General features: G+C 71.3%; 19 protein-coding genes. 10 read left to right on the forward strand and 9 right to left on the reverse strand.

Features of this window, described 5'->3' with window-relative positions:
• Positions 1-11: 11 nt before the first annotated feature.
• From WMR31_RS10700 to WMR31_RS10720, 5 genes are read right to left on the reverse strand one after another with little or no spacing between them, the layout of a single operon-like run.
• Positions 12-1,727, reverse strand: coding sequence for a cation:proton antiporter (locus tag WMR31_RS10700; RefSeq protein ID WP_340538800.1), 1,716 nt, complete (start codon positions 1,725-1,727; stop codon positions 12-14).
• Positions 1,728-1,746: 19 nt separating this feature from the next.
• Positions 1,747-2,250, reverse strand: coding sequence for a beta-class carbonic anhydrase (locus tag WMR31_RS10705; protein WP_340538801.1), 504 nt, complete (start codon positions 2,248-2,250; stop codon positions 1,747-1,749).
• Positions 2,251-2,267: 17 nt separating this feature from the next.
• Entirely contained in the window at positions 2,268-4,046 is a 1,779-nt protein-coding gene (locus tag WMR31_RS10710) for an MFS transporter (RefSeq protein WP_340538802.1), read from the reverse strand.
• Positions 4,043-4,753 carry an LppX_LprAFG lipoprotein gene (locus tag WMR31_RS10715; RefSeq protein WP_340538803.1) on the reverse strand — a complete coding sequence of 237 codons (711 nt, stop codon included), beginning with the start codon at positions 4,751-4,753 and terminating at the stop codon, positions 4,043-4,045. Before WMR31_RS10715 ends, WMR31_RS10710 begins: the two co-directional genes overlap by 4 nt.
• 5 nt (positions 4,754-4,758) lie before the next feature.
• Positions 4,759-7,263 carry a DNA gyrase/topoisomerase IV subunit A gene (locus WMR31_RS10720; RefSeq protein ID WP_340538804.1) on the reverse strand — a complete coding sequence of 835 codons (2,505 nt, stop codon included), beginning with the start codon at positions 7,261-7,263 and terminating at the stop codon, positions 4,759-4,761.
• Between the two features lie 89 nt (positions 7,264-7,352).
• Between WMR31_RS10720 and WMR31_RS10725 the strand changes: the two genes are divergently transcribed.
• From WMR31_RS10725 to WMR31_RS10740, 4 genes are all read left to right on the forward strand, one after another.
• Positions 7,353-10,058, forward strand: coding sequence for a bifunctional acetate--CoA ligase family protein/GNAT family N-acetyltransferase (locus tag WMR31_RS10725; RefSeq protein WP_340538805.1), 2,706 nt, complete (start codon positions 7,353-7,355; stop codon positions 10,056-10,058).
• A 282-nt stretch (positions 10,059-10,340) separates the two neighbouring features.
• Positions 10,341-10,775, forward strand: a complete 435-nt coding sequence (locus WMR31_RS10730) for a LysE family translocator (RefSeq protein WP_340538806.1) — start codon at positions 10,341-10,343, stop codon at positions 10,773-10,775.
• Between the two features lie 24 nt (positions 10,776-10,799).
• Positions 10,800-11,405, forward strand: coding sequence for a DUF5998 family protein (locus tag WMR31_RS10735; protein WP_340538807.1), 606 nt, complete (start codon positions 10,800-10,802; stop codon positions 11,403-11,405).
• Positions 11,406-11,419: 14 nt separating this feature from the next.
• Positions 11,420-12,556 (forward strand): alkaline phosphatase family protein, encoded by a 1,137-nt coding sequence (locus tag WMR31_RS10740; RefSeq protein ID WP_340538808.1) that lies wholly within the window; start codon positions 11,420-11,422, stop codon positions 12,554-12,556.
• A 10-nt stretch (positions 12,557-12,566) separates the two neighbouring features.
• Here the strand turns inward: WMR31_RS10740 and WMR31_RS10745 are convergent, their stop codons facing one another.
• The 3 genes from WMR31_RS10745 to WMR31_RS10755 are packed head-to-tail and all read right to left on the reverse strand — an operon-like array spanning position 12,567 to position 14,699.
• Complete coding sequence (locus tag WMR31_RS10745) at positions 12,567-13,802, reverse strand: SGNH/GDSL hydrolase family protein (RefSeq protein ID WP_340538809.1); 1,236 nt, start codon at positions 13,800-13,802, stop codon at positions 12,567-12,569.
• A 59-nt stretch (positions 13,803-13,861) separates the two neighbouring features.
• Complete coding sequence (locus tag WMR31_RS10750) at positions 13,862-14,518, reverse strand: thymidine kinase (RefSeq protein WP_340538810.1); 657 nt, start codon at positions 14,516-14,518, stop codon at positions 13,862-13,864.
• Positions 14,519-14,522: 4 nt separating this feature from the next.
• On the reverse strand, positions 14,523-14,699 hold the full coding sequence (locus WMR31_RS10755) for a DUF6104 family protein (protein ID WP_340538811.1): 177 nt from the start codon (positions 14,697-14,699) through the stop codon (positions 14,523-14,525).
• A 222-nt stretch (positions 14,700-14,921) separates the two neighbouring features.
• On the opposite strand from WMR31_RS10755, the gene WMR31_RS10760 reads away from it, so the two are divergent.
• Together WMR31_RS10760 and WMR31_RS10765 are read left to right on the forward strand one after the other, a co-directional pair.
• Positions 14,922-15,410 carry a DsbA family protein gene (locus WMR31_RS10760; RefSeq protein WP_340538812.1) on the forward strand — a complete coding sequence of 163 codons (489 nt, stop codon included), beginning with the start codon at positions 14,922-14,924 and terminating at the stop codon, positions 15,408-15,410.
• An 11-nt stretch (positions 15,411-15,421) separates the two neighbouring features.
• Positions 15,422-15,625: a hypothetical protein gene (locus WMR31_RS10765; RefSeq protein ID WP_340538813.1), complete on the forward strand. Its 204-nt coding sequence runs from the start codon at positions 15,422-15,424 to the stop codon at positions 15,623-15,625.
• A 124-nt stretch (positions 15,626-15,749) separates the two neighbouring features.
• On the opposite strand, the gene WMR31_RS10770 is transcribed toward WMR31_RS10765, so the two are convergent.
• Entirely contained in the window at positions 15,750-19,475 is a 3,726-nt protein-coding gene (locus tag WMR31_RS10770) for a multifunctional oxoglutarate decarboxylase/oxoglutarate dehydrogenase thiamine pyrophosphate-binding subunit/dihydrolipoyllysine-residue succinyltransferase subunit (protein WP_445321624.1), read from the reverse strand.
• A gap of 519 nt (positions 19,476-19,994) precedes the next feature.
• Here WMR31_RS10770 and WMR31_RS10775 point away from each other — a divergent pair.
• From WMR31_RS10775 to WMR31_RS10790, 4 genes are all read left to right on the forward strand, one after another.
• Positions 19,995-20,420, forward strand: a complete 426-nt coding sequence (locus tag WMR31_RS10775; protein WP_340538815.1) for a hypothetical protein — start codon at positions 19,995-19,997, stop codon at positions 20,418-20,420.
• A complete protein-coding gene (locus WMR31_RS10780) occupies positions 20,420-21,316 on the forward strand; it encodes an LCP family protein (protein WP_340538816.1) in 897 nt (298 codons plus the stop codon). Before WMR31_RS10775 ends, WMR31_RS10780 begins: the two co-directional genes overlap by 1 nt.
• 216 nt (positions 21,317-21,532) lie before the next feature.
• Complete coding sequence (locus tag WMR31_RS10785; RefSeq protein ID WP_340538817.1) at positions 21,533-22,042, forward strand: SigE family RNA polymerase sigma factor; 510 nt, start codon at positions 21,533-21,535, stop codon at positions 22,040-22,042.
• A gap of 22 nt (positions 22,043-22,064) precedes the next feature.
• The gene (locus WMR31_RS10790; protein ID WP_340538818.1) at positions 22,065-22,832 is read left to right on the forward strand and encodes a hypothetical protein; all 768 of its coding nucleotides are present in this window, start codon (positions 22,065-22,067) and stop codon (positions 22,830-22,832) included.
• The last annotated feature ends 225 nt before the right edge of the window (positions 22,833-23,057 follow it).

A 23,057-nucleotide genomic window follows, 5' to 3' on the forward strand; every position in this document is an offset into this window, starting at 1 on the left:
GCCCGGGCGCCCTACTCCCGCACGATCCGCTGCTCGTGGGCGTCGAGCAGCGCCTCGACCCGCTTGTAGGTGTCGGAGCGGTAGGCGCCGATCCGGCGCTCGTCGGCGAGCGCCTCGCGCAGTGCGTCGAGGTAGCGGCGCTGGAGGATGCGGCTCTGCTCGAGCGCGTCGTGGCGCGGGCGGCGCACCTCGCGGACGTCGGTGAGGAGCCGCGGCAGGATCGTCTCGCGCAGGGCCTCGGCCAGGGCGGGGTCGACCGGCTCGCCGTCGACGGTCTGCTCCTCCAGCGGGCCGAGCTCGTCGATCGCGTGCTCGCCGATCTGGCGAAGGAGCGCCCGGAAGGAGTTGCGCCGCTCCTCGGCGCTGACGGTGCGGAAGTCCAGCCGCGAGATCACCGCGGGCAACGTGAGGCCGAACAGGCCGAGGGTGATCAGGGCGACCAGGAACGCCGCGAGGACGACGGTCGCCCGGTGCGGTGTGCCGACCGGGATCGTCTGCGCCGCCGCGACCGTGACGACACCGCGCATCCCCGCCCAGGCCAGCGCCAAGGTGCCCTTGGCGGTGATCGGCTCGCGCTCCTCGAACGCGAGATCGGCCTTGCCGCGAGCCAGTCTGCGGCGGGCCCAGGCGAGCTGGGCCTCGTCGCGGTCGTCGGCACTGTCCAGCGACTCCACCCGCTCCTCGAACTGGTCGAGCCGGGAGCGTCGGCGCTCTCCCCGGTTGCCCTTGCCGTAGCGACTCGACAGAGCCGGCCAGGCGAGGCCGAGGAACCGCAGCGCGACGAGCAGGGCGACGACGACGCCGACCAGCGCGGTGATCTCGGCGGCGGTGGTCTCGGCCCCGGCCGAGTTCAACAGCTCGGGGAGCTGGTAGCCCATCGCGAGGAACACGGCGCTCTCGAGGATGAAGCTGATCGTCGACCAGGTGATGGTCTGCGTCTGGCGGTCGCGAGCGCTGAACCGGCGTCCGCCCATCGCCCCGCTCAGCAGTCCGGCCACCACGACGGCGAGCACGCCGGACACGTCGAGCTCCTCGGCCGGGAAGTAGGCCAAGAAGGGCGTCGCCAGCGAGATCGTCGCATTCAGGACCGGATCGTCGAGGCGCTGGCGGAGCAGCACGGTGAGAAGACCTACCGCGCCGCCGATGGCTACGGCGCCGAGGACCGCCCAGCCGAACTCCAGCACGGTCCGGCCGAGGGAGAAGTCGCCGGTGGCGGCCAGAGCCGCCAGCGCCGTACGGAGCACCACGAGCGCCGAGGCGTCGTTGACCAGGCTCTCGCCCTCCAGGACCGTCATCAGGCGCGGCGGCAGGCCGACCCGGCGTCCGATCGCCGTGGCCGCCACGGCGTCGGTCGGTGCGACCACGGCGCCCAGCGCGACACCGAGCGGGAACGAGATGCTCGGGAAGATCAGGTGCACCACCGCGCCGATCACCACCGCCGAGGCGATCACCATGACCACCGAGAGCCAGCCGATGAGCCGGAGGTTGCGGCGGAAGTCGATCACCGGGAGGTTGACGGCCGCGGAGTACAGCAGCGGCGGGAGCACGCCGGCCAGCACGAACTCGGGTTCGAGGTGGACCGTCGGGGCGCCGGGCAGGTAGCTGGCGCCGATGCCGAGCGCGACCAGCAGGAGCGGCGCGGCCACGCCGGTGCGTCGCGAGGACACCGAGGCGACGATCATGATCGCCAGGCCGGCCCCGGCGATGAGCAGGAACTGGTGTTCCATCGCGATCAGCCGGCGCGGCTCAGCAGTGCTGGGTCATCAGGCCGGAGTCGACGTCGTAGAGGAAACCGCCCACCTGCACGTCGGCGCCGATGAGAGGGTGCGCGCGCACCGAGGCGACGTCGTCCCGCAAGGCCGCGAGCTGGTCCTCGACGATGTGCATGGGCTGCCAGGAGCCGACGTCGCCGGCGGAGGCGGCGACCGCGTCGTGGATCTCGGCGACCGTGCTCGAGGCGACCGCACAGCGGGTGTGGGGGACCACCAGGATGCGGTCGACCTGCAGCAGGTGGACGCCGAGAACCAGTGCCTCGAGCGCGGAGTGGTCGACGCGGCCGCCCGGGTTGCGCAGGATCTTGGCGTCGCCGGGCTGCAGGCCGAGCATGCCCAGCGGCTCGATGCGGGAGTCCATGCAGGTCACGATCGCGACGCCTGCACGGGCGATGCCGTCGAAGCCGCCGAAGTCGAACTCGGCGGCGAAGGCGCGGTTGGCGGCCAGCAGGTCGGAGAAGTCGGAGGTCTCGGGCACCGTCGAAAACTAGCCGATCAGGCCGGTGCCCGCAGACCCGATCCCACGACGCCGCGGGTGGGCGCGCCTCGGAACACCACGAGTGCGAGCACCGCGGCGAGCAGCGCGACCAGAGCCGCCCCCTGGAACACCGCCTGCTCCTGGAAGACCGCGGCGCCGCGGATGTCCTCGCGCAGCGACGGGTCCTTCTCGATGGCGCGGGCGAGCTGTCGGAGTCCCCAGGTCGTGAGCACCGAGACCCCGACGAGCATGCCGATCATCCGGGCCGAGACGACCAGCGCGCTGGCCACCCCGTGCACGTCGGCGCGGGTGGTGGCCAGGATCGCGGCGTTCACCGGAGCCAGGGCGAGTCCGAAGCCGATACCACCGAGGACGAGGACCAGGTTGCTGCTCGCGTGCGCCAGGCTGCCGGCGTCCCAGCCCGACATGATCTGGAAGGCGGCCGCCGCGGCGAGCATCCCGACCGCGGTGATGACTCCGGCCGGCATCCGGCGCACCAGCCAGCCGCCGACGACCGCGCCGACCGGCAGGGCGACCAGGAACCGGAGCAGGTACAGCGCGGCGTCGAGCTGGGTGCGGCCCCGCTGGGTGCGTGCGAGGAGCGGGATGTCGACCAGCGCCGCGATCAGTGCCCAGCCGACCAGCAGGCTCACCAGGAGGGCGCCCCAGGCCGGCATCGCGGCCAGCGCGCCACGCGGGATGAGCGGAGTCTCGGCCCGCCGCAGGTGGACCACGAAGGCGACCAGCGCGAGCGCGGACCCGGCGAGGAACCACGGGCCCTGCGGAGAGAAGACCGCGACCTGCGGGTCGGCGGTCGCGAAGGCCAGCACGATCCCGCCAAGCGCGACCGCCAGGAGCGTGGCGCCGACCAGGTCGGCGTCCAGCATGCTGCGCACCCACGAGCGCACGTCGACCAGCGGACGTCGCGCGAAGACGCAGCGCAGGCAGAACACCGCGAACGCGCCGATCGCGATCAGGCCGACCGGCACCAGCCACCGGCCGCCGCCGTCGACCACCGGCACCCACCACTCGCCGTAGGTCAGGTCGGTGTAGAGCGACTGGGGTGGATGGATGGTGATCCAGGCGAAGCCGCAGGCGAGGAGGAGGGCGGCCGCGCCGATCAGGTCGGGAAGGCGGGGCCGGGCGTTTCGTCGTCGGGCCTCTGGGGCGCCGTCGCTCGCGTGCTCGGCGTCCGGCGTGTCCGCGGGCTCGGAGCGCCACAACGCCTTGACGACGACGTAGAGCAGGACGCCGGCGGCGAGGTTGATCGCGAAGATGCCGCGCCACGAGGTGAGGGAGAGCACGAGGGCACCGAAGAGCGGTCCGAGGACGCTGCCGAACTCCTGGACCGCGGACACCACCCCCAGCGGCAGGCCGCGGCGCTCGACCGGATAGAGCGCGGCGACCAGCGCCATGGTCGCCGGCACCAGCCCACCTCCGCCGAGCCCCTGCAAGAACCGGCCGACGACCATGCTCGTGAGGTCGTAGGACACCGCGGTGATCAGGGATCCGACCGAGAACGCCGCGAGCGAGGCCGCGAGCACCGGGACCGGGCCGCGCAGGTCGGCGATCCGGCCGATCAGCGGCAGCATCGCGACGTAGCCGAGCAGGAACCCGGAGACGATGGGGGCCGCCTTCTGGAGCTGGTCGACGCTCACCGACGCCGAGGCCATCATGTCGGGCAGCGCCAGCACCACCACGTAGGTGTCGACCGCGGCGAAGGCCACCGCGATCGAGCAGAAGACGAGCAGGGCGCGCGAACGATGGTCCAGGGCCGGGGCCCGGCTCTCGCTCACGGCTTGCTGATCTCCTGCTCGACGTCGTAGGCGTCGATGGTGATCTCGTAGGTGAGGTCACCGGTGCCGGAGAAGAACTCGCCGGTGAGCTCGGCCGAGGTGAGTGCGTCCTCGTCGTCGATGGTGAAGGTCGCCTCGAAGGTGGCGCCCGGCGCGCACGGGAGGATGTTCTTGACCGCCTCGCCCGGGACCGTCGCGGTGATGGGGGTGACGATCTGGTCGTTGTTCTCACCGCCGCGCACCGACTTGCCGGACTCGGGGTCCTCGGCGAGGGCCAGGAGGCTCGCGATGCCGGTGTCCGGGTCGAGCAGCGTGGCCGGGTCGGGCACGCACTTGGGCAGCTCGAACTCCGAGAAGGAGCCGAACAGGGCCAGGTAGGTGATGTCGTCCACGGAGACGACGTCGACGTCGCTGGCGGGGATGCCCTGGAACTTGCCGGCTGCGGTGCCCTGGAACGCCGGCGGGTCGGCGATGATCACACCCTCGGCCGAGGACAGGTAGTCGGCGTCGGGCTCACCGTCGGTGGTGAGGCTCAGCCGGACGCCGGAGGTCTCGTCGAGCCGGGTCTTGGCGGCGGCGAGCGCCTCCTGTGGGTCGACTCCGGCGTCGCCGTCGCCGGAGCCCTTGTCGTCGCCTCCGCAGGCGGCGAGTGAACCGGCCAGGGCGAGGGCGAGTGCAGCCGTGGCGAGGCGGCGGTCGAGCATCATGCGGCTCAGCCTTCCACAGCGGGTGAAGCCTGGGACTCCAGCCGGGCACCCAGCGGCCCGGCGACCGCGACGATGGGCTGGCTGCCCGGCGTGCCGGAGCCGTCGCGGCGTCCCTCGGCGGCGGGGAGGTCGACCGGCGCGCCGCTGGCGGCGGCCGCGCGAGGAGGGGCCGCCCCGGCCCAGGCGAGGACCAGGGTGTCCTCTCCCTTGAGGAACCGGTGCGCCCGGACGCCGCCGGTGGCTCGGCCCTTGGAGGGGTACTCCGAGAACGGGGTGACCTTCACCGAGCCCGGCTCGGTGCCCGGCAGCGCGGTCGAGGAGCCCGACGCGGTGACCACGACCGAGCGCTGCGCGGGATCGAGGGCTCCGAACCACGCGACCCGCTGGCCGCCGGCGAGCTTGATGCCGGCCATGCCGCCGCCGGCGCGGCCCTGCGGCCGCACCAGGCCCGCGGAGTAGTGCAGGAGCTGGGCGTCGGAGGTGAGGAAGCACAACGTCTCCTCGCCGGTGCGCAGCTCGACCGCGCCGACCACCTCGTCGCCGTCCTTGAGGCCGATGACCTCCCACTCCTCGCGTGCGAGCACCTCGGGGTTGACCCGCTTGACGACGCCGTCGCGGGTGCCGAGCGCCAGACCGGGACCCTCGGTGGTCAGCGAGCACAGGGCCAGCGCCCGCTCGCCCGGCGCCAGCGAGAGCACCTCGCTGAGCGGGTAGCCGCCCTGGAGGTTGGGGTCGTGAGCACTGGGCGGCAGGGCGGGGAGCTCGAGCACGCCGAGGCGCACCAGTCGCCCGGCGGAGGTGAGCACGCCCACCTCGCCGCGCACGGTGGTGGCGACCGCCGAGACGACGACGTCGTGGTTGGCCCGCGGGCCTGGGTCGTCGCTGTCGCCCTCGGGCACCTCGGCCAGGTCGGTGCCGGTCGTGCGCGCCAGGAGGCCGCTGGAGGACAGCAGGGCGAAGCACGGGTCGTCGGCCACCTCCAGGGGCGTGCTGGCGGCCGTGACGGCGGTGCCGGCCGACTCCAGCAGCACGGTGCGGCGCGGGGTGCCGAAGGTCTTGGCGACCTCGCTGAGCTCGTCGGAGACCACCTTCCGCAGCAGGTCGTCGTCGGCGAGGATCGCGTCGAGCTGCTCGATCTCGCGCTCGAGCTCGGACTTCTCCTTCTCCAGCTCGATCGTGGAGAACCGGGTAAGGCGGCGCAGCTGCATCTCCAGGATGTAGGTGGCCTGCGGCTCGGTGAGGTCGAAGACCTGCATGAGGCGGGTGCGGGCCTCCTCGGCGTTCTCGCTGGAGCGGATCAGCGCGATCACCTCGTCGATGTCGAGGATCGCGATCAGCAGGCCCTCGACCAGGTGCAGCCGCTCGGCCTTCTTCCCGCGGCGGAACCGCGTGCGGCGGCGGACGACGTCGTAGCGGTGGTCCAAGAAGACCTCGAGCAGCTCCTTGAGACCCAGGGTGCGCGGCTGGCCGTCGACCAGGGCGACGTTGTTGATGCCGAAGGAGTCCTCCATGGCCGTCTGCCGGTACAGCTGCTCGAGCAGCGCCTCGGGCACGAAGCCGTTCTTGATCTCGATGACCAGGCGCAGCCCGTTCTCGCGGTCGGTGAGGTCCTTGAGGTCGGCGATGCCCTGGAGCTTCTTGCCCTGCACCAGCGTCTTGATCCGCTCGACGACCTTCTCGGTGCCGACGCCGTAGGGCAGCTCGGTGACCACGATCGCCTTGCGGCGTCCGACGGTCTCCACCCGCGCCGTGGCGCGCATCTTGAACGTGCCGCGCCCGGTCTCGTAGGCGTCGCGGATCCCGTCGAGCCCCACGATCTTGCCGCCGGTGGGCAGGTCGGGGCCGGGGATGAAGCGCATCAGCCCGTCGACGCCGGTGGCGGGATGCTTGATCAGGTGCTTGAGCGCCTGCACCACCTCGACCAGGTTGTGCGGAGCGCAGTTGGTGGCCATGCCGACCGCGATGCCGGTGGTGCCGTTGACGACCAGGTGCGGGATCGCGGCCGGCAGGACCGACGGCTCGGTCTCGCGGCCGTCGTAGTTGGGCTTGAAGTCGACGGTGTCCTCGTCGATGTCGGCCGTCATCGCGACCGCCGGATGGTCCATGCGGCACTCGGTGTAGCGCATCGCCGCGGGCGGGTCGTCGGGGGAGCCGAAGTTGCCGTGGCCGTCGATCGTGGGCAGCCGCATCGACCACGGCTGGGCCATCCGCACCAGCGCGTCGTAGATCGCGCCGTCGCCGTGGGGGTGCAGCCGTCCCATCACCTCGCCGACGACGCGGGCGCTCTTGACGTGGCCGCGGTCGGGCCGCAGCGCCATGTCGTGCATCGTGTAGAGGATCCGGCGCTGGACCGGCTTGAGGCCGTCGCGCGCGTCGGGCAGCGCCCGGGAGTAGATGACGGAGTAGGCGTACTCGAGGAACGAGTTGCGCATCTCCTCGCCGACGTCGATGTCGAGGATGTGCTCCTCGAAGTCGTCGGGGAGGTCCTGCTTGGTCTTGCCACGTGCCATGGGAGCCATTCTCACCGGCCGGGCCGCCGTGGGTCTTGGCGGCACGCCGTGGTGCGGTGTGGCCCACGCCGCCCCGGTAGCCTTGCCCCGTGAGCGCGGACCCCTCGACTGCGGCACCCGTCGCCCCCAAGCACTGGCAGGCCGACGTTCTGCTGCGCGACGGCAGGACGGCACGGATCCGTCCAATGCAGCCCGACGACGCCGAGAGGCTGGTCGAGTTCTACTCCCGGGTGAGCGATCGGTCGAAGTACTACCGGTTCTTCTCCCCGATGCCGGTGCTCTCCGACCGCGACGTCGAGCGGTTCACCCACGTCGACCACGACCAGCGGGTCGCGCTCGTGGTGCTCCTCGGGAACAAGATGATCGCGGTGGGCCGCTACGACGTCGTCGCGCCCGGCGAGGCCGAGGTCGCCTTCCTCGTCGAGGACCAGCACCACGGCCGCGGAATCGCCCAGCTGCTCCTCGAGCACCTGGCGCAGGCGGCCCGCGAGCGGGGGATCCACCGCTTCGTCGCCGAGGTGCTCCCCGACAACAGCCGGATGATCCACACCTTCCGCGAGGCCGGCTACAAGGTCGTCAGCGACTTCGAGGACGGCGTGATGACGCTGGAGTTCTCGATCGACCCCACCGACACCTCGATCGGTGTGATGCGCGGGCGCGAGCACCGCGCCGAGGCCGCCTCGATCGAGCGCTTCTTCAACCCGCGCTCGATCGCGGTCATCGGCGCCAGCCGCCGCCAGGACACCATCGGCCAGGTCCTGGTGCGCAACCTGGTCAGCGCCGACTTCACCGGCCGCGTCTACGCCGTGAACCCCAACGCCGCCGCGGTGTCGGGCCTGCCGGCGTTCAAGACCGTCGGCGACATCCCCGACGACGTCGACGTCGCGATCGTCGCGGTGCCGGCCGACTCGGTCACCGACGTCGTGCTCGACTGCGCCGCCAAGGGCGTGCACGGCATGATCGTGATCTCCTCGGGCTTCGCCGAGACCGGCGAGGAGGGCCGCAAGCGGCAGCGACACCTGGTTGGGCTCTCTCGCTCCTACGGTCTGCGGCTGATCGGTCCCAACGCGCTGGGCGTCATCAACACCGACCCGTCGGTCTCGATGAACGCCTCGCTGTCGCCGGTCATGCCCGCGCGCGGACGGGCGGCGTTCTTCTGTCAGTCCGGCGCCCTGGGCTCGGCGATCTTGGAGAAGGTCCACAACCGCGGCCTCGGCCTGACGACGTTCGTCTCGGCCGGGAACCGGGCCGACGTGTCCGGCAACGACCTCCTGCAGTACTGGGAGGAGGACGACCCCACCGAGGTCGTACTGCTCTACCTGGAGTCGATCGGTAACCCGCGCAAGTTCTCCCGCATCGCGCGCCGGGTCTCCCAGCGCAAGCCGGTCATCGCGGTCCGCTCGGGCCGCACCACGCAGGGTGTGCCGATGGGCCACGCCGTACGGCGCATCGCCGCCCCGGCAGAGGCCCTCGACGCCATGTTCCGGCAGGCCGGGATCATCCAGGTCGACACGCTGGAGGAGATGTTCGACGTCGCCCAGCTGCTGGCCCACCAGCCGCTGCCGCGGGGGCGGCGGGTCGCGATCGTCGGCAACTCCGACGCGCTGGGCCTGCTGGCCTCCGACGCCGCGGCCGCCGTCGGGCTGCTGGTCACCCGCTCGGTCACGTTGAGCGCCGAGCCCACCGCCGAGGACTTCGAGGACGCCCTCGACGACGTCATCGACGACCCCGAGGTCGACTCGGTGATCGCCGTCTACATCCCGCCGCTCAACATCTCCGGCGAGGAGGTCGCCAACGTGCTCGCGGCGGTGGGGGAGCAGTCCGACAAGCCGCTGGTCTCCTCCTTCCTCGGCGCCGAGGGCGTCCCGGAGCTGCTGCGGGTCCCCGACGTCGCCGGCTCCGCCGCCGGCCGCGGCTCGGTGCCCTCCTATCCGGCGGTCGAGTCGGCGGTGCGGGCGCTGGCCAGCGTCGTCGAGTACTCGGTGTGGCTGCGCACCCCCGACGGTCCGGTCGAGCCCACCGAGGACGTCGACGCCCAGGGCGCCAAGCGCGTCGTCAACAAGGCGCTCTCGGCCCACCCCGACGGCTGCGACCTCGACGCCGAGCAGGTCTCGGCGCTGCTCGGGGCCTACGGCATCGCGGTATGGCCCTCCTACCCGGTCTCCTCGGTCCGCAAGGCGCAGTCGGTGGGCCGCAAGCTCGGCTGGGACGTCGTCCTCAAGGCGACCTCCGAGGGCCTGCGCGAACGCCCCGACCTCGCGCACGTGTGGCGCAACATCGACTCTCCCTCGGAGATGCGGCAGGCCTGGGACGCGCTGTGCGAGCTGATCCGCGACCCCGACCGGGCCGGCTTCGTCGTCCAGAAGAACGCCCCTCCGGGCGTGCCGGTCTCCATCCGCAGCCTGGAGGACCCCCTGTTCGGCCCGGTGGTCTCCTTCGGCATCTCCGGCCCGATCATCGACCTGCTCGCCGACCGCTCCTACCGGATCCCGCCGCTGAGCGAGCGCGACGTGTCGGCCATGGTGCGCGAGATGAAGAGCTCCCCGCTGCTCTTCGGCTACCGCGGCACCGAGCCGGTCGACGTCGAGGCGGTGGAGTACCTCATCAGCCGGGTCGCCCAGCTCCAGAACGATCTGCCCGAACTGAGCTCCCTCGATCTCTCCCTGGTTCTCGCCGGCGCCTCCGGCACCAGCGTCCTGACCGCCACCGCCCGCGTCGCGCGCGTCAGCCAGCCTCGCTCGGACCTGTTCGTGCGCCGGATGAGCGAGCTGCCGGGCGACACGATTCCGGAGTAGCGGGCCGGGGCGGGATTTCCCCGGTCGACCGGGGAAGTATGAACTTGTCGGGCAAAATATCGGCCGCCCAGTTCAGAGATCCCCGGTCGACCGGGGAAATCCCGGGACGTCCGAGACCACCCGTGGCTGAGTCCGGCGGTGTCAGGGAACCCGTCCTGCGTCCGCTCAACCAGCGAACCCGGGCGACGTCGGGGCGTGGGGCTGCCACACTCTTCGCGTGCCCAGCTCGAGTCAGTGGATCGCGTTCCTCGTCGCCTCGATCCTCTTCATCCAGGTGCCGGGGTGGCGGCCAGCGCCATGGCCTACACGGTGCTGAAGGTCGTCGGCGCGGGCTATGTCGTCTACCTCGGGGTGCAGGCGATCCGGCATCGCGGGGACGCCCGCCTGGCGTTGGACGCCGGTCTGGCCGAGCCCGAGCGGCGCGGACGCTCGGTGATCACCGGCTTCGTCGTCGGCGTCACCAATCCCAAGACGATCGTGTTCTTCGTCGCGTTCCTGCCGCAGTTCGCCGCCACCGGTGCGCCGGCAGGCCCGCAGCTGGCGCTGCTCGGTGTCGTGTTCGGGGGGCTCTGCGTGCTCTCCGACGGCGCCTGGGCACTGGCGGCAGGCACGGCGAGGACGTGGTTCGTGCGCCGTCCCGAGCGGCTCGACGGACTCGGGGTGGCCGGGGGCGTCATGATGATCGCCCTGGGAACGGGGATGGCCGCCCAGCAGTAGCGCGCGGGTGACAGACTGCCCCTCATGCGTGCACACCGCTCCGGCCCGGCTGACGACACCGAGCAGACCGTGGACCGTTCGCGCGATCTTCGCAAGGCCATCGACCGCACCGGCTACTACCCGGAGGTCGTCGCCGACTCCGTGGCGGGAGCGGTGGCCGGCGAGCAGGTGGTGTCGTTCTACGTGCACCACGAGCCGACCTTCGACCTCGACGAGGTGCGACGCCACCAGAGCGTCGTGGTGCTCACTCCGACGCGACTGATCCTGGCCCATACCGACGAGCACGCGGGCGACGACCTGCTGCCCGAGCCCTACACCTCGACCTCGACCGAGGCGGTGAGCCTCACCTCAGTGAAGTCGGTGGTGGTCACCCGGATGACGGCCAACCCCACCAAGGGCCCCAACCCGCCCGCCGAGGCCGTGATGACCATCGGCTGGGGCGGGGTGAGCCGGGTCGACCTCGAGCCGGCCGGGTGCAGCGACCCGGAGTGCGACGCCGACCACGGCTACACCGGCGTGCTGGCCTCCGACGACTTCTCGCTGCGCGTCTCCGCCGCGGCCGACGGGCGCGACGCCGTCGGGGGGCTGCTCTCGTTCGCGGCGTCCCTCTCGGCGCGCACCCAGCACTGAGCCGGGGCCGCGCGGTGGACGCCGGCTTCGTGGAGCCCGACTACGGGCGGCGCTCGCTGGCCGACGTCGTCCCGGCGATCGGTCGCGCCCTGGGCGTGGGCGATCGCGACGCCACACCGGACGACGCCCTGGTGCTGCCACCGGCGCCGGCGTACGTGCTCTTCCTGGTCGACGGCCTCGGGGCCCGACTCCTCGCGCGCTACGCACACGCCGCCCCCTACCTGTCCGGGCTGCTGGCGCAAAGTGCGGACGGCGGCAGCGGAACGGCCGGCGTGCCCTCGACCACCGCGACCAGCCTCACCTCGCTCGGCACCGGGCTGCCGCCGGGGGCGCACGGCCTGGTGGGCTTCACCGCCCGGGTGCCGGGCACCGACCGGCTGCTGAACCATCTGGCCTGGGACGCCCAGGTCGACCCCGCCGAGTGGCAGCCGCACCCCACCGCCTTCGGGACGCTGGCGGCGTCCGGTGCGACGGTGAGCGTGGTCAACAAGCGCGAGTTCCGCGGCTCGGGACTCAGCGTCGCCTCCACCCGCGGTGCCGGCTACGTCGGAGCCGACCGGGCCGGTGAGCGGATCGCCGCGGCGGTGGCCGCCTCGGCCGAGCGGCCCTCGCTCACCTACCTCTACGACAGCGACCTCGACTGGACCGGCCACAAGTGGGGGGTCGCCTCGAGCCAGTGGCTGCAACAGCTGGCGATGATCGACGCCGAGGCCGAGCAGCTGCGCGACGCCCTTCCCTCCGACCGGCGGCTGGTGGTCGTGGCCGACCACGGCATGATCGACTCCCCGCACGACAGTCGGGTCGACGTCGACGAGCACCCCGAGCTGCTCGACGGGCTGGCGCTGATCGGCGGGGAGGCCAGGTTCCGGCACCTGTATTGCCGCGGCGGGGCCGTCGACGACGTCCTGGCCACCTGGCGTGGCTTCCTCGGTGACCGGGCGCTCGTCCTGACCCGCGACGAGGCGATCGGCCGCGGCTGGTTCGGCCCGGTCGACGCGGCCGTGCGGCCGCGCCTGGGCGACGTCGTGGTCGCGGCGCGCGACGACCTGGGGGTCTTCTCCTCGACGCGCTTCCGTTACGAGACCACGCTGGTCGGCCTGCACGGCTCGCTCACCGCCGACGAGATGAGCATCCCGATCCTGCTCGACTGACCGGACGTCGTCAGCGCAACTGCATCCGGGGCTCGCCGCCGACCAGTCCCGGCCCGGAGATGGTGCACGAGCCGCCCCGGGGCGCGCCGCCGTTCCACACCTGGCGCAGGCAGTTGCGCGTGGCCAGCTGTCCCCAGTAGTTCGGGTGCAGCGACTCCTGGATGTAGTAGGGGCTGTTCGCGCAGCAGGTGGTGACGGTGCGGATCTGGTTGACCCACTCGGTCTGGTCGACGGCGCCCGGCGACTGCCAGTTGGCCAGACCTCGCTCCTCGTAGAGTCCGACGCCGTTCTCGCACAGGCGACGGCCGTTGAACGCCGAGGCGAGGTCGAGCACCACGCTGTTGGTGACTCCGGACTGGGTCAGCGCGGTGCGCACGGTGGTGTTGATGGTGGGCAGCGCGGTGTCATTGGCCCAGTCGGCATCGCCGTTCCAGAAGCCGCAGCCACCGACCGACTGACGGGTGTAGCCGCTCTGGGCATAGCGCAGCCCACTGCCGCGGGGGATCGGCGAGGGGTAGGTCTGGGCGACCAGGGTCCAGGAGTCGTCGGCGTAGCCGGCGTTGCGCATCGCGGTCCGTACGTTCTGGAAGGCGCCGGCGATCCGGTCGCGGACCGCGGTGACGTTGGCCGCGGTGAAGCGCGAGGTCACCGACCGGTCGTCGCGGCAGTAGTCCTTCCACCAGCTGGGGGAGTAGAGGAAGTCGGCGACGCAGGTGGCGACGATGTCGGCGAAGCCGAAGTCGTTGCCGCCGATCGAGACCGCGACCATGCTCACGTGGTGGGTCGCCGCGAACTGCTGGAGGGCCTTGGCCTGGCCGACCCGGCCCGCGCCGTCGTCGAAGAAGTCGAGGCCCGGCTTGAAGGTGCTGCCGGCGCTGGTGCGGGTGGTGGCACCCGAGCAGGCGAGGTTGAGGCCGTTGACCCCGCCGCCGAGGTAGGCCTCGGCCGACCTGCTGCGGTGACAGCGGTTGATCTGCTCGCCGGTCCCGGCGTTGTTGTCGAAGTACGCGGTGGGTCCGAGCGCGTCGGCGCGGGCGCTCGAGGCGTTGCTGCTCCCGGCCCAGCGCCCGGCCTCCCCGCTGATGTAGGAGTCGCCGAGCGTGACCACCCACGGCGTCCCCGCCTCCGGCCCGTCCGCGTGGGCCGGAGGCGCGAGCCCGAGCACCGCGACGAGCGGCGCCACCAGGGCGAGCAGGACGACCGGACCGAGGACTCTGGACGCGTGGTGCTTCGAGGATCGGGTCACCTCACGAAACCTAGGGGTGATCCGGGTCACAGCGGAAGAGGAGACTTCCGCGACCGGATTCAGCCGAAGGGGAGGGGCTCGGGGGCGAGGCTGACGGCCTGGGCGCGGGCGGCGGTGAGGCGCCGGCGGTGGTGCTGGCGGCAGAGCACCTCGTAGGCGACCTCGGCCGGCGGGCCGGCGTCGACGTCCTCGACGTCCCCGACCACGATCACCTCGCCCTCCACGACCATGGCGCCGTCCTCGGTGCGCGCATTGTGGGTCGCGCGCTTGCCGCACCAGCACAACGCCTCGACCTGCAGCACGTGCATCCGGTCGGCGAGCTCGACCAGCCGCTGGCTGCCCGGGAACAGGTCGGTGCGGAAGTCGGTGAGGATCCCGAAGGCGAAGACGTCGATCTGGAGCTCGTCGACCAGCTTGGCGAGCTGGTCTACCTGCTCGCGGGTGTAGAACTGCGCCTCGTCGCAGATGAGGTAGTCGATCCGGGCGCCCTGGGTGAGCGAGTCGACGACGTAGCGCCAGAAGTCGAAGTCGGAGTCGACCTCGATCGCCTCGTGGGTCAGGCCGAGCCGGCTGGACAAGGTCGCGGTGCCGGCGCGGTCGTGGGCGGTGAAGATCCGGCCGCTGCGGTGGCGCGCGGCGTGGTTGTGGTTGGTCTGCAACGCCAGCGTGCTCTTGCCGGAGTCCATGGTGCCGGTGAAGAACTGGAGCTCGGCCATCGGCTCAGTCCTCGGGGTCGTCGAGCCGGGCCAGCCAGGTGGCGAACCGCTCGACGGCCGTCTCGAACTCCGGGTGCGAGTCGGTGAAGGCCTGGAGCTGCTCGGCCACCCAGGCCAGGGTGACCTCCTCGTCGCCGCGCCGCCTCTCCAGCTCCTCGATGCCGCGATCGGTGAAGTACATGAACCGTAGGGTAGGACCTCGTCGCCCTGGGAAGGACGCCGCATGTCACAGCCGGGACCGCCTCCCGAGCCTCCGTGGGGACCGCCGCCGTCCGGTCCGCCGCCGGCCGGTCCGCCGCCGGCCGGCCCACCGCCTCCGGGCCCTCCGCCGGCCTGGCCGCCGACAGCGAGCGGAGGCCGCCCTCCTTCTTCCGGCGGCTACGGCATCTGGATCGTCGTCGCCGTGGTGTTGGTCCTTCTCGTCGCCGGGGGTGTCGTGGTCGGTTACGTGCTGAGTGACGACGACACCGACGCCGGCCCCCACGACCACGTCTCCGGCTCGGAACCGGCGTCGGCGCCGGAGAGCGAGTCCACCCCAGCCGAGACCACCACCGAACCGGCCACGCCGCCGTCCGACCAATACGGGATCGCGCTGGGGCCCGAGGACGCCGAGGACACCATCGTCGTCTACGAGGACCTGCTGTGCCCGCCGTGCGCCCGGCTCCACGTGGTGTCCGACCCGCTCGTCCAGGGCGCGCGCAACGGCGAGTTCCGGCTCGTGGTGCGCTTCGTGAACTATCTGAGCCGCTACGGCAGCTACTCCGCCGAGCCGCCAACGCCGTCTTCGTCACCCGGAACGCCGCAGGGGACGAGGTCGCCTTCGCCCTGCAGTCCCTGCTGCTCGAGCAGCAGCCAGCGCAGACAGGTCCCTATCCCGACACCGAGTGGCTGATCGCCCGGGCCGTGGAGGCGGGCGCCGACGAGGCTGCGGTGCGCCCGGGGATCGAGGACAGAGCGGAGTCGGGCGCGGTGCTCAAGGCCGACGTGTTCGCCCGCGGCAACGAAGTGCCCGCCGTTCCCTATGTCGTGGTCAACGACCAGCCGGTCACCGCTGACGGCGACCCCTCCAACCTGGTGCAGGCCGCGATCAGGGCGACCCGGCGTTAGGGCGTGTCTCCCGATTCATGGCGACACCGGCATCCACCAGCAGTATGGAGACACGCCCTAGCTAGCGCCCCGCAGACGACACCAGCGCGACACCTTGCGGTGCCGCGCTGGTGATCGGAGTGGATCAGGCGAACGCCCGCCCGAGGAGCTCCTTCTGCTCCTCGGTGTGGCGCTTGATCGTGCCCACCGACGGCGAGGACGACTCCGGTCGGGTCACCCCTTCGACGGTGGCGTCGAGGTCGCCCCAGACGTTGAGCGCGTAGTGCGACCACGGCCCCATGTTCTCCGGCTCGTCCTGCACCCAGCGCACCTGCTTCAGGTGCGGGTAGCGGGCGATCTCGGCGCGGATGTCGTCGACCGGACGGGGGTAGAGCTGCTCGATGCGCGCGATCGCGAACCGCTCGCCGTCGGGGCGCTTGGCCCGCTCGACCATCAGATCCCAGGTGATCCGGCCCGAGCACAGCAGCAGCGTGTCGACCTTGTCCTGGTCGGCGTCCGCGTCGCCGATGAACGGGCGGAACGTGCCGTGGGTGAAGTCGGAGGGCTGCGAGGCGGCCTCCTTGCGCTTGAGCATCGACTTCGGCGTGAAGACCACCAGCGGACGGTGCTCCTCGCCCAGGGCCTGCTTGCGCAGCAGGTGGAAGTAGGACGCCGGCGTCGAGGGCTGGGCGATCACGTAGGCGTCGTCGGCGGCCATCTGCAAGAACCGCTCGATCCGCGCCGAGGAGTGGTCGGGGCCCTGCCCCTCGTAGCCGTGGGGGAGCAGCATGACCACACCGGACTCCTGGCGCCACTTGGTCTCGCCGGAGGTGATGAACTCGTCGATCACCGTCTGGGCGCCGTTGACGAAGTCGCCGAACTGCGCCTCCCACAGCGTGAGCGCCTCGGGGCGCGCCACCGAGTAGCCGTACTCGAAGCCGAGCGCGGCGTACTCGGAGAGCAGGGAGTCGTAGACGTAGAACTTCGCCTGGTCGGGGGTGAGGTGCGCCAGCGGTGTCCACTCGTCGGCGTTCTTGCGGTCGATGATCGTGGCGAAGCGCGAGACGAACGTACCGCGCCGCGAGTCCTGGCCCGAGAGCCGCACCGGGCGGCCCTCCATGAGCAGCGAGCCGAAGGCGAGGATCTCGCCGGTTCCCCAGTCGATCGGGCCGTCGGTGATCGCGGCCGCCCGGCGCTGGAGCTGCGGCATCACCTTCGGGTGCACCGTGAATCCCTCGGGCGGGGTGACGTAGGCGTCGGCGATCCGCTTGAGGACCTCGGGGGTGACCGCGGTGGTGGCGTCGGCGTCCGGCTTCTCGGGGTAGTCGGGAACCGTGGTCCACTCGTCGGGGTGGCTGGAGCTCTCCTTCACCTCGGTGAAGACCCGCTCGAGCTGCTGCTGGTAGTCGGCCAGCACCTGCTCGGCCTCCTCGATCGTGATGTCGCCACGGCCGATGAGGGACTCGGTGTAGAGCTTGCGCACCGAGCGCTTCTGCTCGATCAGGTCGTACATGAGGGGCTGGGTGTAGGAGGGGTCGTCGCCCTCGTTGTGGCCCCGGCGGCGGTAGCAGACCAGGTCGATGACGACGTCCTTGTTGAACGCCTGTCGGTACTCGAAGGCCAGCTGGGCTACCCGGATGCACGCCTCGGGGTCGTCGCCGTTGACGTGGAAGATCGGCGCCTGGACCATCCGGGCGACGTCGGTGCAGTACAGCGAGGACCGCGACGAGCCCGGGGAGGTGGTGAAGCCGACCTGGTTGTTGACGACGACGTGGATCGTGCCGCCGGTGCGATAGCCGCGCAGCTGGCTGAGGTTCAGCGTCTCGGCCACGATGCCCTGGCCGGCGAAGGCGGCGTCGCCGTGCACCAGCAGCGGCAGCACGGGGTAGGCCGAGCCCTGGTCGAGGACGTCCTGCTTGGCGCGCGCGATGCCCTCCAGCACCGGGTCGACCGCCTCGAGGTGGGAGGGGTTGGCCGCCACCGACACCGCGATGGTGTCGCCCGAGCCGGCCACGAACTCGCCCTCGGCGCCGAGGTGGTACTTCACGTCGCCGGAGCCCTGGACGGTGCGCGGGTCGATGTTGCCCTCGAACTCGCGGAAGATCTGGCTGTACTTCTTGCCGACGATGTTGGCCAGCACGTTCAGCCGGCCGCGGTGGGCCATGCCGATGGTCACCTCGTCGAGGTCGGCCGCGGCGGCGGCCTCGCAGATCTCGTCGATGACCGGGATGGTGGTCTCCCCGCCCTCGAGGCTGAACCGCTTCTGCCCGACGAACTTCGTCTGGAGGAAGGTCTCGAATGCCTCGGCCTGGTTGAGCTTGAGCAGGATGCGCAGCTGCTCCTCGCGCGGCGTCTTCTCGTGGGGACGCTCCACGCGCTCCTGGATCCAGCGCCGCTGGGCGGGGTCCATGATGTGCATGTACTCGATGCCGATGGTGCGGCAGTAGGAGTCGCGCAGGATGCCGAGGATCTGGCGCAGCTTCATGAACCGCCGGCCCTCGCCGCCGAAGGAGCCGGTCGGGAACTCGCGGTCGAGGTCCCACAAGGTGAGCCCGTGCTGCTCGATCTGGAGGTCGGGGTGGGTGCGCTGGCGGTACTCCAGCGGATCGGTGTCGGCCATCATGTGTCCGCGGACCCGGTAGGCGTGGATCAGCTCCAGGATCCGCGCCTGCTTGTCGATCTCGTCGTCGTGCGACGTCGCGATGTCCTTGTTCCAGCGGATCGGCTCGTACGGGATCCGCAGGGAGCGGAAGATGTCGTCGTAGAAGCCGTCCTCGCCGAGGAGCAGCTGGTTGAGGCGCTTGAGGAACTCCCCGGACTGGGCACCCTGGATGACGCGGTGGTCGTAGGTGGAGGTGAGGGTCATCACCTTGCTGATCCCGTTGCGCGCGATGACCTCCTCCGAGGCGCCCTGCCACTCGGCGGGGTACTCCATCGCGCCGACGCCGATGATCGCGCCCTGGCCGGCCATCAGGCGCGGCACCGAGTGCACGGTGCCGATGCCGCCGGGGTTGGTGAGGCTGATCGTGGTGCCCTTGAAGTCGTCGACGGTCAGCTTGTTGTCGCGGGCCTTGCGGACGATCTCCTCGTAGGCGGTCCAGAAGGCCGCGAAGTCCATGGTCTCGGCGTGCTTGATCGAGGGCACCAGCAGCTGACGCGAGCCGTCGGACTTGGGGACGTCGATGGCCAGCCCGAGGTTGATGTGGGCCGGGGTGATGAGGTTCGGCTTGCCGTCGACGAACTCGAAGCCGACGTTCATCTCCGGCATCGAGGCCAGGGCGCGCACCAGCGCGTAGCCGATGATATGGGTGAAGGACACCTTCCCGCCGCGGGCGCGGGCGAGGTGGCTGTTGATGACGATGCGGTTGTCCCACAGCAGCTTGACCGGGACCGAGCGCACCGAGGTCGCGGTGGGCACCGTGAGTGATGCGTCCATGTTGGCGACCGTGCGGGCCGGGGCACCGCGCAGCACGGTGTAGGTGGGCTCGTCGGACTCCTCGGCCTTCTCGGCCGGCCGCGACTCCTTCGGCGTCGGCTTCGCCGGGGCCTTGGCCTGCGAGCCGCTCTTCGCGCTGGGCTGGCCGCTGGCCTGCTGGGCCGCCTTGGACTGCTCCTTGGGCTGGGCCTTCGGCGTGACCTTGGCCTCGTCCTTCTCGGCGTCCTTCTTCTCCGCCTTCTCGGGCTCGGCCTTCTTGGGCTCGGCCTTCTTGGGCTCCGCCTTCGCCGCCGCGGCTGCCCCGTTCTGCTCGCCCTTGGCTGTGGCGGTCGTCGAGCCGCCGTTGGACTTCGAGCCGGCGTCGCCGTCGGCCTTGAAGTAGTCGACCCACCGCGGGTCGACACTCGTCGGGTCGGCGTCGTACTGCTCACGCATCGCCTCGACGAGCCACTCGTTGGCCCCGAAGTCGTTGTCGGACGGTTCGGCAGATCGGGTGGAGCTGGTGGAGTGGCCAGAGGACTGCGGCACGACGAGGTTCGCCTCTTCCAAGGTGAGATGACCGGCTGGGTATGACTGCTGTCAAGGCTAGACCCACGCGCCAGCAAATGCGCGTTCGGTGGTCGACTTTCGTGCACCCTGTTACAGGAGCCACATCCCGCCGGCACGAGCGCTGCGTGTCGGCCGCTCCAGCCAGCACTTCCACGACCCGACCCAGGGAGTCACCACACCATGACCCAACGCCGGCCTCAGGGCCGTCGGTCCACGTTGTCAGCCACTGCGTCAGCCACTGCGTCGCCCACTGCGCCGCGTTCGGCGTCCGCGGGACTCGCGTGCCTGCTGCTCACAAGCCTGCTCCTCGCGGGCTGCTCCGGCGACGACGAGTCCGCACCGCCCGAGCCGAGTGAGACGTCGTCGACACCCGCTGCCGCGCCGCCGCTGGCGACCAAGACGAGCGTGCAGCACGTCACCGGTCGCCTGCCGAAGAAGCCGCGCGCGCAGCTGGTGGAGGAGATCACCGCAGCCGTGGACGTGTGGATCGACCGCGGCTACGGCGGGGAGTACCCACGCACCGACTTCGCCGGAGCATTCGGCTCGTTCACCACCGGTGCGCGCACCCGCGCCGAAGCCGACCGCAACCTGCTCACCAACGCCGGGGTGGGTGAGCGGATCGACGGCGTGGAGATGACTGCCCGCGCGGTCCGCCTCGACGTCCTCGCCCCCGGGGGGAGGCCCGCGGCCGTCACCGCGCACGTCCACGTCGGCATGCAGTTCGGCGGCGAGGTCACCCGGCGTGACCGGGTCCTCGGTGCGCTCTACCTCACCCGCGAGTCGGGGGAGTGGAAGGTGTTCGGCTACGACCTGAAGAGGGGGCGGGTGTGATGTCCCGCATCAAGAGATGGGCAGCCCTGGCCGCGGTGCTGGTCGCAGTCGGCGTCGTCGTCCCCGACTCGCAGGTCGCGGTGGCGCAGGCCGAGCTGGTGAAGTACCAGCACGCCGAGGGCGTCGCGCTCGAGAAGGACATGATCTGGATCCTCGCGGTCGGCTCGGACGCCCGGGTGGGCGAGGACATGACCCGGGTGCGCGGCGACGCGCTGCAGCTGGTCGGCATGAACACCAGGACCGGCGCGGCCACCGCGATCGGCATCCCGCGGGACTCCTACGTGCCGATCCCCGGCCACGGCAACGACCGGATCAACGCCGCCCTCTACTACGGCGGACCGCAACTGCTCGGCGAGGCCGTCGGCGACCTCGTCGGCGTCGAGCCCGACTACATCTTCGTGACCCGGTTCGAGTTCCTGCACGCGATGATCAACGAGATCGGCGGGATCACGGTGAACAATCCGCGCTCCTTCTCCGACCCCTACCTGCGGCCGGGAGGATTCGAGGCCGGCAAGATCAAGCTGAACGGTCAGGGCGCCACCGCGTTCTCGCGGGTGCGCAAGTCGCTGCCCGGCGGTGACTTCGACCGCTCGGCCAACCAGCAGCTGGTGCTGCGCGGGATCCAGGCCAAGATCGCCGAGCGGGTCGACCGTCCGGGGTTCATCGACCGCGGCGTCCTCTCGGTGCTCAAGCACACCAGCACCGACCTCGGGCCCGCCGAGCTCTTCCGCATCGCCCACGCCATCGCCCAGGTGGACCCACGCAAGATCACCACGTGCGTCGTCCACGGCGGCTTCGCCACGGTCGGCGGCGCCAGCGTCGTCAGCCCCGACATCGGTGCCGCCCGCCGCTACGGCGACGACGCCCGCAAGGACGCCACGATCGAGCGCTGCTGAGGCCGGGCTGTCGTGGCCGCCGGCTTGTTACTGACCGTTGTCACCTCTGGCCTGCGCTTGCAAGAGCAGGTCAGTACTCACAACGGTCAGTAACAAGCGCCGCCGCGCGACCCCCTCCAGCCGGCTCCGAAGCGATCCGGGTCGGCGTGACACATCGCCGGAGCTCACCTCGTCGGGAAGAGTGAGAGACCCCGACGAGACGCGCTAGGAGAGCCGGTGCGGCAACGAGACCGAGACGACTTCGAGGAGTTCGCGCGAGCCCGCTCGCACGAGCTGCTCCGGGCCGCATGGTTGCTCACCGGCGACCGGCACCGTGGCGAGGACCTGGCTCAGGAGACCCTGGCCCGGGTCTACGCCAAGTGGGCACGGGTGAGCCGGGCCGACAACCCGGCCGCCTACGCCCGCACCATGCTCACCCGGATCTACCTCGACTCGATCCGGCGGCGCAGCTCCACCGAGGTGCCGATCGCCGATCCGCCCCACGGACAGGCGCCGCAGGTCGACAGCGACCTTCGGCACGTGCTGGTCGTGGCCTTGCGCGAGCTCGCGCCGGTCGATCGGGCGGTCATCGTGCAGCGCTACCTGCTCGACATGGACGTCGCCGCGGTCGCCCGGGATCTCTCGCTCACCGAGAACGCGGTGCGCTCTCGAGCCAGCCGCGCCCTCACCCGGATCCGGGAGCACCTCGGAGCCGACTTCCTGCACCTACTCGATCCCAGCCGCTGACCGGCGACCGAAAGGCGAGACGATGACGCACCAGACCCCCTTGAACGACGATCAGATGAGCCGCCTGATGGACCGCGCCATGCAGCCGGTGACGGCCGAGGACACCTTGGTGGCCGGTGGCATGAGCCGCGGACGCCGGGCCGTGCGCCGACGCCGATTCGCCCAGGGCGGCGCGGTGGCCGCCGTCGCCGTCGCGGCGGTCGGCGCCGCCACGCTGGTCCCCGGCTGGGGCGACGATGCCGGCTCGGGTGTCCCGGTCGCGGGCACGCCGACCGCGAGCGATCGCGCCAGCACCGTTCCGAGCCCGACCAGTGCTCCCGACGAGCTCCCGCCGCACCTCCAGCGCGCCCAGAAGCTGCTGCAGGACAAGCTGGAGGTGCCGCCGAGCCAGCAGGGTCTGCAGTCGCTAGGCTTCACCTCGGTCGAGTACGACCCCGACGGCAACGGTGTCGGAGAGCTCTTGGTCGGGATCTCCTCCGACCCCGAGTGGGTGTCCGAGCACGCCACCGACCTGTGTCGTCGCGTCGCTGCCTCACCGAAGCCCGACGAGTGCGTGGAGACCGACACCGGCTGGCTCATCACCGGACCGACGCTCCCCGACGTCCTCGGCAAGGACCCGAACCTGGTCGGCGTCGAGGCGCGCTACTTCGACCGCGACGGCCGGTCCGTGGACCTGGTCGCCTACAACGCCCCCGAGGCTGCGATGGGCGGCGTGCCGACCCGTCCCGCCCCGGTCCTCAGCGCCGACGAGCTGGCCCTGCTGGCCACCGAGACCAACTGGTGGGAGTGAGCGGCGGTCTCCGACGTCCGGCCGGCCGCCCCGTTCGGCGCAATTGCGCGGTTTGGTGCAGTGTCGCGGCGGTGGGTCGACCTGTTCGGCGCAATTGCGCGGAACGGTGCAGCACCGAACGCGGTCGACCCGCTGGCGCCTCCGGCAGTGTGCTGGTTCAGGACATAGGAAACCCATGTCTCAGGACATAGGAAACTCGATGCTGGCCGGTGTCGAAGGCAAGGC

Source organism: Nocardioides epinepheli (genome assembly GCF_037936805.1).
Classification (GTDB): domain Bacteria; phylum Actinomycetota; class Actinomycetes; order Propionibacteriales; family Nocardioidaceae; genus Nocardioides.